A 13,413-nucleotide genomic window follows, 5' to 3' on the forward strand; every position below is an offset into this window, starting at 1 on the left:
TTCTCGGTCATAGGACGCGTTTGATGACGACGAAGCGGGAGGGAAACGGTGAGAGCTTCACCGGGATCCCGAAGTCTTGGGCTTCCACGATCGTGGTGGGGTTGACCACCATGGCCACGTGTCCGGGCCCGCGGGAGTCGGGGTTCAAAAACACCAGATCGCCTGGCTGCACGGCGGTACGTGGGACGATGCTGCCGTAGTGGACCATGTCGTAGGTCAAGTGGGGCAACACAATTCGGTGTCCTGAGGCTTGGTAGATGGCGTAGAGCACCAGACCTGAGCAGTCGAATCCGCCCCCGGTGGGGCCGTTGGTGTTTCCGCCGCCCCACACATAGGGCAGCCCGATCTGGGCTTCTGCGGCTCGCGCGGCGGCCACCCCGGCCGCGGTGCCGGGCCCCAGGTTGCTCGGCGCGCCGGCGTGCGGATCGCGTACCACACCGCAGATGTCGCGGCCGCTGTCGTCTTTGGTGGACTCCGGCGGGGTGGGATGACCAGAGCTGGCCATCACTTCGTGTAAGTGCTGGCGGTAGAACGCGGTTGCCTGTGTCACGAATGCGGCGTAGGCGTCGGGAAAGGCCGATCCTTGGACTGCTTGGGCGGCCACCGTGGGGGCCATGTTCTGCCAGCCGCCGACTTTGAGCAGCTTGGCGAAGAACTTTTGAGCCGCAACGCCGGGGGTCATCAGGTCACGCAGGCTGCCCCACCATGGTTGTTGCTGCATGATTCCGACCGACTTGTGGTCGTGTCCCACGCCCTCATGGGGAATGCCCATCGATTCGGGCACATTGGAGTTGGCCAGGTTCCGCAGCCCGGATTCCTCCATGCCCACCGCCAAGCCGATGATGATGCCCTTCTCGGGCACCTTCATCTGCAGGCCGGCGGCGATGACAGCTTTGCCGTTGTTGATCGGGCCCGGCCCAAACGACACCCCGGTGTCGGGGCTGATTCCCTGGGACTGCAGCTGGTGCTGGCACTGCGGGGTCAGCCCCGCCGTGGCCGGCGGCGCCCCGCCACCGAGGAACACCACGAAGATCACCAGCAGCGCGGTCAACGCGAACGGCGCCAGCAACGCCAGCGCGGCGTAGAGCTTGCGGCGATGCGCCCATACCGTGCGGGCGATCGCCACCCATTCCATCGGTTCCATCAGTGCCCGGCCCTAGTCAGGCAGCCTCAGACAACGCGTGGCGGCCCTCGCGGCCGCCCCCGCCCCCGCCGCGGCTGGCGCGGTAGATCCGGACCGCTTCGGCCAGCCGGTCGTGAACTCGGCTGGCATCGCTGACCACGACCGCCGGTTCGGCTGGCTGCGGCGCACGCTGGTGGCCGCCGGCATCCGAGGAGGTGTCGGCGTCGCCGCCGGCGCGGCCTGCCCCCGATGCGCCTGCGCCACCTGCTGCGGGGTCGCTGATGGATGCCGGCCCGGATCCAGGTCCGTCGCCGCCGTCTGGACCGGCGCCGCCACCGCCCCCGCCGGCGCTGCTGGAGGAGTCCGATTCTGGTTGGATGCGGCCCGGCTCGCGTTTGTTGCTCGAGGCGCCGCGCCCGCCGGGCGCCAGGTTGCCCTTCAGTGCAGCCAGGTCAGCGGACTTGGAAAGCCAGCCTCGGCCGGACCCGCCGCTGTTTCCGCCGCCGAGTTTGGCGGCCATGGTGTCGCGGCTGCGGTCGAACATGCGGCGCAGCGGCCCGAAGAACGCGAACCCGAACGCCAGGACCAGCGTGGTCAGAAAGATCGACTGGATGGCGTTGGTCGACTCCTTGAAGACTTGGTCGAGGATCACGTTGTAACCGCCGAACGCCGCGGTGTAGATGACCATCGCCGCGAACGCCATCGCGCAGTCCAGCAGGGTTTTCCACGCGAACATCTGCGGCCCGCCCGGTATCACGCCGATGGCGAACGCCGGCGGGGCCAGCGCGGCATACAGCATGGCTTGTACCGCCGCGCGCACCACATGCCACACGAAGTAGCAGGCGAAGGCGACAAGGATGCTGGCCAGGAAACCGCAGATGGACAGCGGCACCAGGAAGGCGGCGGGGTTACCCATAGACTTGTCGTGCATTTGGTCGCCCTTTTTGGAGTCGCACCCCTGAATGTCGTCTTTGAGTTTGTCGCCGTGCTGGTCTTTGATTCCTTTCGACCATGCTTCTTTGCATTTACGCGAAATCGAGTCGCTGACTTGCCCGAAATTGATCATCTGGGTGGGCGAACGCAAAAACCTATCGGCCAGACGTGACACCATGTCGTCGATGTTGGCCTTGCCGCCGTTGTCGCTCATGTGTCCGTCCGACACCGACGACGCGATCTGCAGACCGGTGTCACGCCCTTTGGCCAGCAGCCCATCGGGGCCGACGAGTTCGGCCAGCGGGTTAGCGAAAATCGTTGCGGCAATACCGATCATCACCATCGCCATGGCGATGTTGGACACCGCTTTGGCGGTGCGGCCGGCCAGCACCGTGCAGACCGCGATGATCGCCAAGACCGCCAGGGCGGTCGCGGCCAACCCGAACCGGTCCATCGCGGTATCCACGCCGTGACCGATGGTCTGAAACGGGCCGGTGAATAATTTCAACCACGAAAAGTCGAGCACGAATTTGATCAGCCACAGCGCGGTCGTCGTGACGCACAGATACACCTCGTAGACGACAGAATCGACGTAGGAAAAGATCTTCGCCGTGGGATCGTCCCAGCCGCCCTGATTGAGGGTCAAGGTGTATTTGGCGACCGGCACATTGTCGGAGTCTTTGATTCCCATCCAGGAAATCAGCACGTCCCCGGCCCCGGTGTCGGCGCCGGTACCTGGATCCGCGCTCGCCTGGGCCGCGCCGACCACGAGCAGCAGAAATCCAATCAGCACCGCCGTGGTCACCGCACGGTGACGTGCACACCACCGCAGCACGGCCGCGGGAGTCCAGGCCCGAATCCCTTGATCCCAACGCGCCAGCCGATCGGCGTCGACGAGCACCCGGCCGCCGCTGTTGGGCCGATGGTCCCTCACATGAACCTCCGTGGGCTAGGCGACTTGGCTGTGGTCGGGGGGAGTGGTGCTCATCGCTTCGCGCCGCAGCGGCGAGGAGGGGCCGAGCACCTTGATGCGGCCGATCGCGCCGCGGGCGTCGCGCATGTAGCCCTCGCCCTCGCGGCCGCGCACCACCTTGCCGTCGGCGCCTTTGGGTGAGGTGTTGGTCGTCAAGTCACGCACGATGTGCGGGTTCTTGTCGGGGTCGATCCCCAGCCATTTCAGTGACCGCCTGGCCAGCGTCTCGTCACGGTGGCGCATGACGATCCGCATCGGTATCAGGTCCAATGCGGTGCCCGCGGGATAGTCGTTGACCGGGTCGTGGCTTCCCAGGATCAACGAAATGTTGTCTTTACGGCCGTCGCGCGCCAGCCGCGCCGTACGGGCCAAACCGGTGGAGGTGGAGGTCACGTGGTAGGCCTCATCGAGGGCCACCGCGGCCGGTCGCGCTTTGTTGAGCTGGAATGCTTGGCGACCCAACTCCATCGACAGCCCATAGATCGCCCGACCGAACACCTTGCTCGGACTCAGCGCCTCGCGGCCCGCCACTTCCTCACCGGTGGGCACCTCGACCCTGTTGGTGCGGATCACGATGCCTTCGGTGTTGAGATCCAGCGACGGCAGATTCGGGTCGAACAGCGCCGCGGCATAGCGGCGGCCTGACCAGTAGGCCAGGTGGCGGTGCAGCTCATCCCATCCCGAAGGCAGCGGCTTGCCGTCGGCCAACTTGCCCATGTCAGCCCCGCGCTGCAGCACGGCAAGCAGGTCCGGGATCGAGCGCACCCCCCATTCCGGGCGCAGCACCTCACCCAGTGTCATTCCCATCGGGGAGTTCGCTTCGCACTCGAACAGCGGCGTGAGCAGTTCGACGGCGGAGTCGACCCCAATATCGGCCTGGAAGGTGCGCAGCGGATCCATCGACCACTGCGGCCGCATCAGGTCGATGATCGCGTGACTACCCAGGGTGGCCGCCGGGCGCGCGTACTCCCCGGAATCGGTGCGGTCGATCGCCAAGAACTGACCGCCGATGTCGACCAAATGGAACAGCATGTACATGATCAGCCAGGTCTTGCCCGCACCCAATTCACCGGCGATCGCGATCGCCGAGGACGCGTCTTTGAGCGGCTCACGCCACCACTCCAGGTGCACCGGCTGATTGCGCCGACCCGACAAATTCAGCGCGATGATCGGCCCCTGCGCATCACCGACGGCATTGGTCGCGAACGGCACGCTGGCGGCCTGGTACTCACTGATGGTGACGTGGGAGAAGTCGGCAACCACACGCAGGCCGGCACCGCCGGGATTCATCGCCGACCACAGCTCGCGTTGCCCGCCCAGCGGGGCGACCACTTTGATGCGGTTACGTTCGAAGGCCTGCACCAGTTTGAGCGCCCCGTCCTCACACTGGGCCCGCGAGGCGCCGGCGATGGCGAAGATCGGGCACATCGACACCTCGATCTCGTCGTCGTTGGTTTCCAACAGCGCGTTGTATTCGCCGAGATCGAGCGCCTGCTGCGACAGCATGTCTTGGGCGAAGGACACCTCGGAGTCGCGCTCACCGACTTGCTCATTGAGCCGCCGCAGGTTCTTGGTGTTGCGCGCGATCGCCTGCTCGCGGCTGGTCTTGCTGATCCGCGCTGCCCAGTCGACGTCGAATCCATCGACGCGGTCGGCGATGGTGAAAAACTCCGACCCCGGAAACTGCAACCCCTCGAGGGGAAGCGATTCGATCGCCAGCAGCGTCTGCCATGAGGTGGCCGCGCCGATCCGGCCGGGCTGGCTGATCTTCACCAGCGGCGCAAAGCTGTCCGGCCGCCACCGCTTGCGGTCGCCACGCCGTTCACCTTCGTCGAATTCCGCTGCGGCGAACGCTCCGGCGGGGGAGGACACGTTCGACGAAATCGAGGGCGGAAACACCTCGCGGCGCGTCCCGCGTGACAACGCATGGTTCCACAGCCACACCATCTGCGCTGCCGTCAATGGCTCGAACGCAAACACCGACGGAAGACGCGCGACGATCGCGGCCGCTAGCGCTGCCGCCCTTGCCATCTCGACGCGGTCACGCTCCGCCGAGCGGCGCGCCACGCCGCCCCAGCCGGTGAGATCGGATACGACGTCGGCGTCGGTGACCGGAAATGACAGCACGAAAATCCGCTCGGCGGCGTGCACCGTGGACGAAAAGTACTCGTGCTTGCCCTCGCATTCCTCGCGCCACATCGGACGGGCGCTGAGGTCTGTTCCGGCGATCGCGCGCGCAAGGATTTCGTCCGGATTCATCGCCGCGATGACGCCTGCGATGACCGCGTTGTTCGGCAGCGCTCGGATCAGGTTTTTGTGGTGGATCAAGGTGTCGTATTTGCGTTCGTCGCTGGTGTATCCATACGCCAGTCCGGTGAGCCGGTAGTCGGCCCAGATTGCGCCATCGCGCATGCGGCGCAGGTTGCCCATCACCGACATCGTGGGTTGCAGGTTCTGGTCGAGCTGGTGAGCCATCAGAGCGTCCTTCTTCGAGGGTGTTTGAGGCGGTGATCAGGTGAACAGTTCTGCTGCAGTGCTGTGCGGCCGGTCGAACAGGTCGTCCCACCCGGAATCAGTGACTGTTGCGGTCGGCGCATGTGGGCGCGATTCGGCGCGGTGCGATACCGGCGCCGCGTCGATTGCGTCGAGAATGGTGATGGTTGGCCGCACCGTCGACACGGCCTCGACGCGGCGCTGTTCGTTGACGCTGCTGCTTCGGGGACTGGTGTAGAGGAGGAAGATTCGGTGCAGCCGAGTGCTGAATTTGACGGGGGAGTACGGCATGCGCCGCATCACCCCGACCGCGGCGACTGTGACGCTCACTCCCACCGCGCCGGTCAGTAAGGGATCGCCGAACCGGGGCAGCGCGAACAGGGTGATCAACAACCCACCGACGAGCGCGATCAGCTCGGGGATCGGGAAGGGTCCGCCGGGGAGCTTCCATCGCCCGTCGAACTTGGCGATGACGATGCGGACCCGCGAGGCTCGGGTGTACCACTTGGCGACAAACATCGGCGCTGTCCCGGCTCAGCGGGTTCCGCTGTTGGTCAGGCTGTGGACGGTGTCTTTGGACACCACACCCAGCGAGGGCAGTGCCCCGATAATGCCGATGAGAATGACACCGACAGCGACGGTTTTCAGCGCGGCGGTCTTGTTCTTGACGACGAAGTATTCGAACACCGCCAAGACCGCCGTGCCGCCCATCGCCAAGAACACCGCGAAGCTGATGCCCTGGTTTTTGATGTTGGCGCCGATATCCCAAATCGGGGCTGCCACGGTTCGGACATGGGTGGCTGCTGCTGAGGCGGATCCGTCCGCGATGAACGAGGCGACGGTGGTGATCATTTGTTAGCTCCCTTCGGGGCTGTTGGTGGCGTAGCCGCGCGGTGATTTGGTGGACGTTGTGGCGGTGGTCGTTGGGGTCAATGACGGTCCAGACGGCCCTGCTTGGTTGGGCGGGATGATGCTGGGCGCATCGTTGATCCGGTCGACTTGCCAGTGGCCTGCTGCCACCGACATCACGAGGGGGAAATCCATCGGCATCAGCACGCCGCTGGCGGTTTGCATCACGGCCCGCACCGTGACCTCAATGCCGTCGGCTGCGGGAGGAACGTCCTGGGCGGTGGCAGCCTCGGAATTGGTTTGCACGCGCTCGATGGCCATCGTGGTGAAGCGCGGTGGTTGTTCGGCCGTGATTTTGGCCGCCGCAGAGATGTAGGGCGTCAGGTCTCCCTGCCCGGTGAGCATCGCGGCGAGGAACCCGGCGACGGTCTTGTACACCGGCCGGTCTTCGGAGACCAATGTTTGTGTGGCCAGCTGCACCGGCAGCCCCGGTTGGCGATCCGGTCGTGCGTGCGGAAGCGTGAACGCGCGGTACAAGTTGTGGGTGTCTGCTGAGATATCGACTTGGAGCTTGACCGGCACCATGGACGCGGCGTTGGCGGCCTTCGGGATCTCGGCGTCAACGACGACCGAATAGGTCTGAAAACCGTCGTTGAAAACACCCGGAAGACATGACGCGGCGCGCAGCGCCCGCCCGCCGGCCGGCAGCGCAGACGGGGGGATATCGCCGTCGTAGAACTGCTTGATCGCCGCCGTGTTCGACGGGTCTTTCAGATAGGCATCCACGTAGCGGGTTGCGTAGGACTTCACCGCCGTGAATTGGTCTTGTTCGGCCGCTGTATCGGTTGCATGCGGCCGATTCATGACGAGCAGCACAACCCCGGCTAGAAGCGGGATGTAACTGATCATGATGAACGCCAGAAACGACGCGCTCGCTCGGGCGCGAAGCTCATCGGCGCGGATGGTGTCCCCGCCACTGACGCGCAGAAAGAGCGAGTCCAGCGCACCGGCGATGGAGCGCGTCAACATACGGACCCCACCGCCTGGGTTTCCAGCACGTCAAGCAGCTGCAGGGCCGTGCTGCGGTTGTTGATGATGTGCGCGACCAGGGCCACGGACTTGGCCTCGTTGAGGGGGTCGGACCGCAGCTGGTCCATGAGCTCGCGCAGCTGGTCGCAGTAGGAGCGGACCGCAGCGTGGGTGCGGCGAATCGGCTGCGCCATCGGTAAGGCCTCCAAGAGGGGTAGATGCTCGGACGCCCTCTAATGCGGGCCAAAACACCGATTTGGCGACAACCGCATACATAACGAATTGGTAACGCATACGCGCGTATGACATCGCGATGTTCGCTCGATGCTTGACAGGGGGATTACGCTCGGCTCGGCTGTAGCCGCGAGGCGGAAGCCACGGACGAGCGCCTCCCCCTCCTGCATTAGCTCGTCAACGTATGCGCCAAGCGCATCACCGCATATGCGGTGACGACAGCCCGGACGAATCCCCGCCGCACCCCGGCCGAAGGCCCCCACGCATCGCTATGCCCAGGTGCCGCCCCGCGAACCGATGCGCCGGCCTCCGGGTACGCCGCGCTCAGCAACCTCCGACAGCGGCGCCCACCCATTTCCCGTCAACCAAGCTGACAACCACATAACCCAAGGTCACCACTCCAGGATGTGACGCACGTCACCTCCATGAGGACGGGTTGTCAACCGCTCTAAACACCGCTTCGCAAACCCCCGCAACAACGTCCCCGGATTCCATAAGCGCGTCACCTCCCCGCGACGCCAAGGAATCCAATGACCATCTGGGACCAACTCGCCGACCAGGCCCACCGCCTGCTCACCCAGCCCCGCCGCGGCGACCTCACGCCCGCAGTAACCCTCATCCAATCCCTGCACCCGCGCGCCCCGCACACCCCCAACGCCATCTGCGCGCACCTGCCCACCGCATCAACCGTGCTGCCCACCCTCGCGCGCTACGCCCGCAACGGCGACCGCCACGCCCTGCTCATGGCAGCCGTCCTGATGCGCCACGCCCTGCGCCGCATCGCCGAACTCGCCGACCCCGACGGCTACCTGTCCACCGACCGCGACGCCCGCGACAACGACACCCTGACCATCTTTTTCACCCTCATCCGCACCGCCGCAGAACCACAGATCTTGACGTCGCGCTACCTCTACAACGCCACCCTGCGCAAAGTCATGGCCGCCCGGCCACGCGCCGGCACCCCCACCGCGGCGGTGCGCGTCGACCCCCACTCCGCGATCCTCGACCGCAGCGACACCGGCACCGACGAAGACCACACCGCGCACCTGCTCTCCCAGGCCCGCGACCACCGCATCATCACCGCCCTGGAATACGAGACCCTCAAAGCGCTCTACCTCAACACCGACATCTACAGCCCCAGAAGCGCAGCACGCAGCCTCGGCGCCAACGTCGGCGCCATCGAACGCCGCGCCCAACGCGCCATCCGCAAAATCAGCAGCCACTTCGAGAGCGCGGCAGCAGCAGCATGACCATCCGCCACCGCTGCACTCCACTGGCGGTGTCGCTACCCCTCACCGCCACCCTGCTGCTGTCCACCGCTGCGCCTGCCCATGCCGCACCGGCCACCTGCCCAGCCATCGAAGCGATCGCGATCCCGGGCACCACGCAAACCACCCCGCAGGCCGACCCCACCAAACCCGTCGGCATCCTCGGCAAAATCCTCGAACCGATCAAACGGATCGTTCACCTCACCGTCGACACCTTCTACACGCCCTACCCGGCAACCATCTTCGGCGGCACCGACGGCGGCGGCTACCTGGCCTCCAAACAAGCCGGCATCGACAGCGCCGACGCCCACATGAGAACGGTCGCCTACCGCTGCCCACATACCAACTTCCTGCTGACCGGCTACAGCCAAGGCGCCGACGCCGCCGGCGACATCGCAGCCGCAATCGGCCACAACAGAGGCGCCATCCCCGCCAACCGGCTCCTCGGCGTCGCCCTCGTCGCCGACCCCTCACAGTCCCCGGTAGGCCAGCCCACCATCGGGCTCAACCAGCCCGGCGTCGGCTTCGCCGGCGTACGCGCCGGCGGCTTCGGCGCGCTCACTCAACGCAACGGCATCCTGTCGATCTGCGCACCGCTGGACTACTTCTGCAACCTGCCCCAAGCCGACCTCGTCATGCGCTTCATCGGCCACCTCGGATCTCACCTCGACGCCTCGGATCCAGCCGGCTCCGCCCAAAAGCTCGCCACCATGTTCATGGCCGGCCTCATCGCCCCCGCCACCGCCGCCGTCAACCAAATCCTGCAGCTCGTCAAAGACCCCAACCTCATCCCCGACCTCGTCCACCGCGGCGTCGCTTTCGGCGTCGCACTGGCCCAACAGCTGTTCTGGCTCGCCGGACCACAGGTCGCGGCCACCGCATCCGAGCTGTTCAACGCCGCCGGCCAAATCATCAACCTCATCCAGGCACGCGCGTGGACCGCACTGCCCGTGCTCATCACGGCCATCGCAACCAAAGCCGCCAACGTCGCCAACGCGCTGTCGAAAATGCAGGAGCAGACCAACGCCATCAACGTCAGCGCCTTCGGCCCTGTCGGGGCCGGCCTCGCCCACCCAGGCCCCGGCCTCGGCGATCTGGTCACCGCAGTCATCAACGCCATCAGCGTGGCCACCGGCGGCATCGGAACCCAGGCCACCGGCATCTTCGGCCCCACCTTCGCCCAGTTCAGCGCCGCCACCGTCGCCACCGCACTCAAACACTTCGCCGAATTCATCAAGGGCGACTACCACAACGACTACGACACCGCCCGCCTCGACCCCGCCGGCCACACCGGCACCCAGCTCGTCCAACGCTATTTCGTCAACCAACTCAACAGAATCGTCTGAAAGGCACCCCGGACACCCATGACCCCAGACACCCCCGCCCAGAGCTCGTAAATGACCGTCTACCAGGAGACCACCCACATGGATTACGGGCTTTGGCTGCTGCGCGAACCGACCGGCGCAATCACCCTCACCGGCTGGTCGGAAACCCCCGGCGCCACCAGCGCCGTCGCCGCGAGCAAGACCGAACACTGGCCCGTCTATACGCTGTGCCGCGAACCCAGCCAGCTCGCCGCGCGCCTCACCGAGCTCGGCCTCGACCTGGCCGCCGGCCACGACCTCAGCGACCTAGACAAGAACTGGGATGTCTACGTTCGCCACCCCGACATTGCCGCGCTACGCGCCGCACTCGACACCGACCGAGCACGCGACCGCCGGTAACCGACCGACCGCTCCAGGCCGCGCCAACCCACCTCCAAACGCCCACCGGCGGGCCCCGCCGCTCGCGATCAACCAGCAGCCCCACCGCCACCAAAACGCCCTGCCCCGGCCGGTGCTGGGATGCCGCTCCACAGCGCGCCACCACGCACCAATCACGGGTCGCACAGTCCCCGTCATTGGTCACTCAACCCGCCCTCCGAGCCCGCGCCCAGACCTTCCGCCAAGGCTCTGCAGGCGCCCCGACCGACCCCGGCACCAAGCCGCCGGCCACAGCCCCGCAAGCACCGGCAGACCGCGGTTCATCCCGACGCTTCACCGCCCTCAAACACCCTCGATCACCGGATGCGCGCCAGCCCGCGCCAACGTGCGCCACGGCGTGCCGAGCCGCCCGCGCCGGTACCGCGCGACCGGACCCTTCCGCACGGGTCACTGCGTGAGCCCCCGGGGCCAGGGAGTGGCAGAACACAGTCCGTGGGTGTGGCAGATGCGGCAGTTGGGTTGTCGTCTCCGCGTCGTGGTGGTGACCGCGGATAACGTCGCCGCAGGGACAACGATTCGACCTCACCAAACGGGACGTTGGGCCTCAAGTGCAACGAACAAACTCGCCGCCGCCGGGGCATAGTCGTGGGCACGTTGACGTCCTCCTCTGGTCGGAGCCAGGGGAGCCCCACCTGTCCCTGCCCTCCAGAGGGACGTCAAAGCGGCCATTTCTCGACGAGTCCCCAAACCGTTCCCGCTGCACCGAGGCTGAGGACGGTAACGCCCGTCACCTTATCGATGAGATGCGGGTGATCCCATGTGATCCATAGACCTAAAAGCGCCAAGACGATGGCCACAATCGGCCACCGCAGTTTCGCGTTGTGGTTCACCGTTTCTCCGATCCGAGTCGGTTCTCATGCGTCAGGCTGAGTACGCCGACCCGTGCTTCACCCTGCTGCCGTCCGCCGCCGCGTCTCGCTCGTTCGACTAACGGTTGGCATCGACTAGTTTCCGTCAGAGGAAGTCGTCGCCGTCGCGGATCCGCTGCCGAAGCGGGTCCAGCGGCACCTCGATCAGGTAGTCGTCGTCGAAGAAGCGCTGCCGATAGGCGTGCAGCGCGAATTTCAGCGCGTGACGGTTGGCGTGCTGGCCGAGGAACTGCGGGCCCGCCGTAAGCGGCACCATACCCGCGGTCATCCAGTACTTGTTCAGGCGTTCGACCGTCTCCAACTGCTCGACGGACGGTGCCGGATCAGCCTCGGAATCCCAATGCGGATGCATCAGGATCAACCCGTTGGACGTGGGGATCATCGGTTTGTCGCGGCGTGGAGACCCGTAGCTTTAGCCGCGGGAGGAAACGCCGCTTCTCCTTTCACTCTGGTGTCGGTGGTGGGGGTTAGGTTGCGGGGGTGTCGCGTTATCGGTTGCTTCCCGCTGCTGGTCAGGTGGTGGGGTTGGCTGAGCATTGCCGGCACGCCCGGTATGTGTGGAATTTGGCGGTCGAGCAGCAGCAGTTTTGGCGACCGGGCCGTCGCGCGCCGGGCTATCACGAGCAGTGCGCCCAGCTGACTGCCGCGCGCGCCGAATCAGCCGCAGCGGTTGGGGTTTGCTCGCCGCGCGGCTGCAGCACAAAGCTTACGGTCGGGTCGAGCAGATCCCGGCCGCATTCACGTCGCAACGTTGCTCGGCGTGCGGGCACGTCGCTGCCGGAAACCGCAAGAGCCAAGCGGTATTCGACTGCGAGTCCTGCACCACAGGTCCGTGCAACGCCGACGTAAACGCTGCACGCAATATCGCCGCCGGACGGGCGGTGACAGCACGGGGAGACCTCGGCGCTAGCCGGTCTATGAACCGTGAACCTCAACACGACTCTCCTGCCGCATAGGTTGTAGGGGAAGGTTGGAATCCCCTGGCTTCAGCCAGAGGAGGACGTCAACGTTTCGATGCATTGGCAGCATAGGGACCACGCGCCAAGGCGGTGGCCCTGCAGCGCGGGGTCCACGACGATCCACAGCGCGATCATGACGACCTCGACACAGTCGGAGAACTGTTGTGCCAGCTCGGGTCCGATGCAGTGGTCGTCGAACAGTGGGGCGAACCGGTCGGTGCGTAGGTGGTGGAACTCCTCGCGGCCGAGCAACTCCTGGGCGAGACCTTCGACGCCGGTGCGGGCCATGACAAAGTAGCTCTGGCCGACGACCACGTCCGGGTCCCCCACGTGGGAGTCGACGTGGGTCATCGTGATGTCGGCGCGCCACAGCACCGTTCCGGAGTCGTAGACGGCGTCGATGGTTTCTAGGTGCAGGGACGGGCTGAACATCTCAACAGTCGCGCGGGCCGGGTCGAGGGTGTTGACGAAGTCGTCGAGAGAGATCCTCGTCGTCGTCTCCTCCGCCGCAGGCCGCACGCGACTGGCCGCGCCTGATCTTTGTCAAGGCTACTCAGCAGCCACCCAAGGCGTACGAATCGTTGGTCGGAGACCAGGCACTTTGAGGCGAGTTGGGCACCTAGCCGTCGGAGAATCGTTCGAGGTGTGGGCAGCCAAGGGAGGCAACTTGAAACAACGGTCCAGATTGTGTACCTCATGTAGCACGCTGAGTTACGATGTGCTACATGAAACGGGTTGGTGTCCGTGAATTGCGCCAGAATGCGAGTGTGCTTCTGCGCGCGGTGGCCGACGGCCACACCATCGAGATCACCCACCACGGGCACCCGGTCGCGCAATTGATTCCCGCTACCAACGACGCCTGGTCGGCCCTGATCGCCAGCAAGGAAGTCACGCCCGCCCGCCTCACCCCGGCCCAGATC

General features: G+C 65.8%; 14 protein-coding genes and 1 pseudogene. 6 read left to right on the forward strand and 9 right to left on the reverse strand.

The window, feature by feature from the left end:
• Positions 1-7: 7 nt before the first annotated feature.
• The 7 genes from ACYQ8K_RS15570 to ACYQ8K_RS15600 are packed head-to-tail and all read right to left on the reverse strand — an operon-like array spanning position 8 to position 7,594.
• On the reverse strand, positions 8-1,135 hold the full coding sequence (locus tag ACYQ8K_RS15570) for a C40 family peptidase (RefSeq protein WP_081284186.1): 1,128 nt from the start codon (positions 1,133-1,135) through the stop codon (positions 8-10).
• 25 nt (positions 1,136-1,160) lie between these two features.
• Complete coding sequence (locus ACYQ8K_RS15575; protein ID WP_225337322.1) at positions 1,161-2,990, reverse strand: hypothetical protein; 1,830 nt, start codon at positions 2,988-2,990, stop codon at positions 1,161-1,163.
• Positions 2,991-3,005: 15 nt separating this feature from the next.
• Entirely contained in the window at positions 3,006-5,504 is a 2,499-nt protein-coding gene (locus ACYQ8K_RS15580) for an ATP-binding protein (RefSeq protein ID WP_036473441.1), read from the reverse strand.
• Positions 5,505-5,540: 36 nt separating this feature from the next.
• On the reverse strand, positions 5,541-6,041 hold the full coding sequence (locus ACYQ8K_RS15585) for a hypothetical protein (protein ID WP_036473440.1): 501 nt from the start codon (positions 6,039-6,041) through the stop codon (positions 5,541-5,543).
• A 15-nt stretch (positions 6,042-6,056) separates the two neighbouring features.
• Positions 6,057-6,374 (reverse strand): hypothetical protein, encoded by a 318-nt coding sequence (locus ACYQ8K_RS15590; RefSeq protein WP_036473439.1) that lies wholly within the window; start codon positions 6,372-6,374, stop codon positions 6,057-6,059.
• Between the two features lie 3 nt (positions 6,375-6,377).
• Positions 6,378-7,400: a hypothetical protein gene (locus ACYQ8K_RS15595; RefSeq protein ID WP_036473437.1), complete on the reverse strand. Its 1,023-nt coding sequence runs from the start codon at positions 7,398-7,400 to the stop codon at positions 6,378-6,380.
• A complete protein-coding gene (locus tag ACYQ8K_RS15600; protein WP_051641674.1) occupies positions 7,394-7,594 on the reverse strand; it encodes a hypothetical protein in 201 nt (66 codons plus the stop codon). The genes ACYQ8K_RS15595 and ACYQ8K_RS15600 overlap by 7 nt, the downstream gene beginning before the upstream one ends.
• A gap of 570 nt (positions 7,595-8,164) precedes the next feature.
• On the opposite strand from ACYQ8K_RS15600, the gene ACYQ8K_RS15605 reads away from it, so the two are divergent.
• Genes ACYQ8K_RS15605 through ACYQ8K_RS15615 form a run of 3 tightly spaced genes read left to right on the forward strand, consistent with a single transcriptional unit; the run spans position 8,165 to position 10,626 of the window.
• Positions 8,165-8,884 carry a hypothetical protein gene (locus ACYQ8K_RS15605; RefSeq protein ID WP_036473435.1) on the forward strand — a complete coding sequence of 240 codons (720 nt, stop codon included), beginning with the start codon at positions 8,165-8,167 and terminating at the stop codon, positions 8,882-8,884.
• Complete coding sequence (locus ACYQ8K_RS15610; RefSeq protein ID WP_459970282.1) at positions 8,881-10,248, forward strand: cutinase family protein; 1,368 nt, start codon at positions 8,881-8,883, stop codon at positions 10,246-10,248. Before ACYQ8K_RS15605 ends, ACYQ8K_RS15610 begins: the two co-directional genes overlap by 4 nt.
• A gap of 51 nt (positions 10,249-10,299) precedes the next feature.
• Positions 10,300-10,626 (forward strand): hypothetical protein, encoded by a 327-nt coding sequence (locus ACYQ8K_RS15615; protein ID WP_036473432.1) that lies wholly within the window; start codon positions 10,300-10,302, stop codon positions 10,624-10,626.
• 993 nt (positions 10,627-11,619) lie between these two features.
• Here ACYQ8K_RS15615 and ACYQ8K_RS15620 read toward each other — a convergent pair.
• Positions 11,620-11,916 carry a hypothetical protein gene (locus tag ACYQ8K_RS15620; protein ID WP_036473430.1) on the reverse strand — a complete coding sequence of 99 codons (297 nt, stop codon included), beginning with the start codon at positions 11,914-11,916 and terminating at the stop codon, positions 11,620-11,622.
• A 98-nt stretch (positions 11,917-12,014) separates the two neighbouring features.
• On the opposite strand from ACYQ8K_RS15620, the pseudogene ACYQ8K_RS15625 reads away from it, so the two are divergent.
• Positions 12,015-12,110, forward strand: a pseudogene (locus ACYQ8K_RS15625) (helix-turn-helix domain-containing protein); the annotation flags it as partial.
• Positions 12,111-12,160: 50 nt separating this feature from the next.
• On the forward strand, positions 12,161-12,490 hold the full coding sequence (locus ACYQ8K_RS15630) for a zinc ribbon domain-containing protein (RefSeq protein ID WP_225337343.1): 330 nt from the start codon (positions 12,161-12,163) through the stop codon (positions 12,488-12,490).
• A 30-nt stretch (positions 12,491-12,520) separates the two neighbouring features.
• Here ACYQ8K_RS15630 and ACYQ8K_RS15635 read toward each other — a convergent pair whose 3' ends face one another.
• Positions 12,521-13,012, reverse strand: coding sequence for a hypothetical protein (locus ACYQ8K_RS15635; RefSeq protein WP_036473429.1), 492 nt, complete (start codon positions 13,010-13,012; stop codon positions 12,521-12,523).
• Positions 13,013-13,218: 206 nt separating this feature from the next.
• Here ACYQ8K_RS15635 and ACYQ8K_RS15640 point away from each other — a divergent pair.
• The coding region (locus ACYQ8K_RS15640) for a type II toxin-antitoxin system Phd/YefM family antitoxin (RefSeq protein ID WP_459970285.1) at positions 13,219-13,413 on the forward strand (195 nt) is incomplete at its 3' end.

Source organism: Mycobacterium sp. MUNTM1 (genome assembly GCF_054660795.1).

Coding starts and splice junctions, on each gene's coding strand:
- ACYQ8K_RS15570 (WP_081284186.1), bottom strand. CDS start 1,135: ATGGAATGGGTGGCGATCGCCCGCACGGTATGGGCGCATCGCCGCAAG.
- ACYQ8K_RS15580 (WP_036473441.1), bottom strand. CDS start 5,504: ATGGCTCACCAGCTCGACCAGAACCTGCAACCCACGATGTCGGTGATG.
- ACYQ8K_RS15585 (WP_036473440.1), bottom strand. CDS start 6,041: ATGTTTGTCGCCAAGTGGTACACCCGAGCCTCGCGGGTCCGCATCGTC.
- ACYQ8K_RS15590 (WP_036473439.1), bottom strand. CDS start 6,374: ATGATCACCACCGTCGCCTCGTTCATCGCGGACGGATCCGCCTCAGCA.
- ACYQ8K_RS15595 (WP_036473437.1), bottom strand. CDS start 7,400: ATGTTGACGCGCTCCATCGCCGGTGCGCTGGACTCGCTCTTTCTGCGC.
- ACYQ8K_RS15600 (WP_051641674.1), bottom strand. CDS start 7,594: ATGGCGCAGCCGATTCGCCGCACCCACGCTGCGGTCCGCTCCTACTGC.
- ACYQ8K_RS15605 (WP_036473435.1), top strand. CDS start 8,165: ATGACCATCTGGGACCAACTCGCCGACCAGGCCCACCGCCTGCTCACC.
- ACYQ8K_RS15610 (WP_459970282.1), top strand. CDS start 8,881: ATGACCATCCGCCACCGCTGCACTCCACTGGCGGTGTCGCTACCCCTC.
- ACYQ8K_RS15615 (WP_036473432.1), top strand. CDS start 10,300: ATGACCGTCTACCAGGAGACCACCCACATGGATTACGGGCTTTGGCTG.
- ACYQ8K_RS15620 (WP_036473430.1), bottom strand. CDS start 11,916: ATGATCCCCACGTCCAACGGGTTGATCCTGATGCATCCGCATTGGGAT.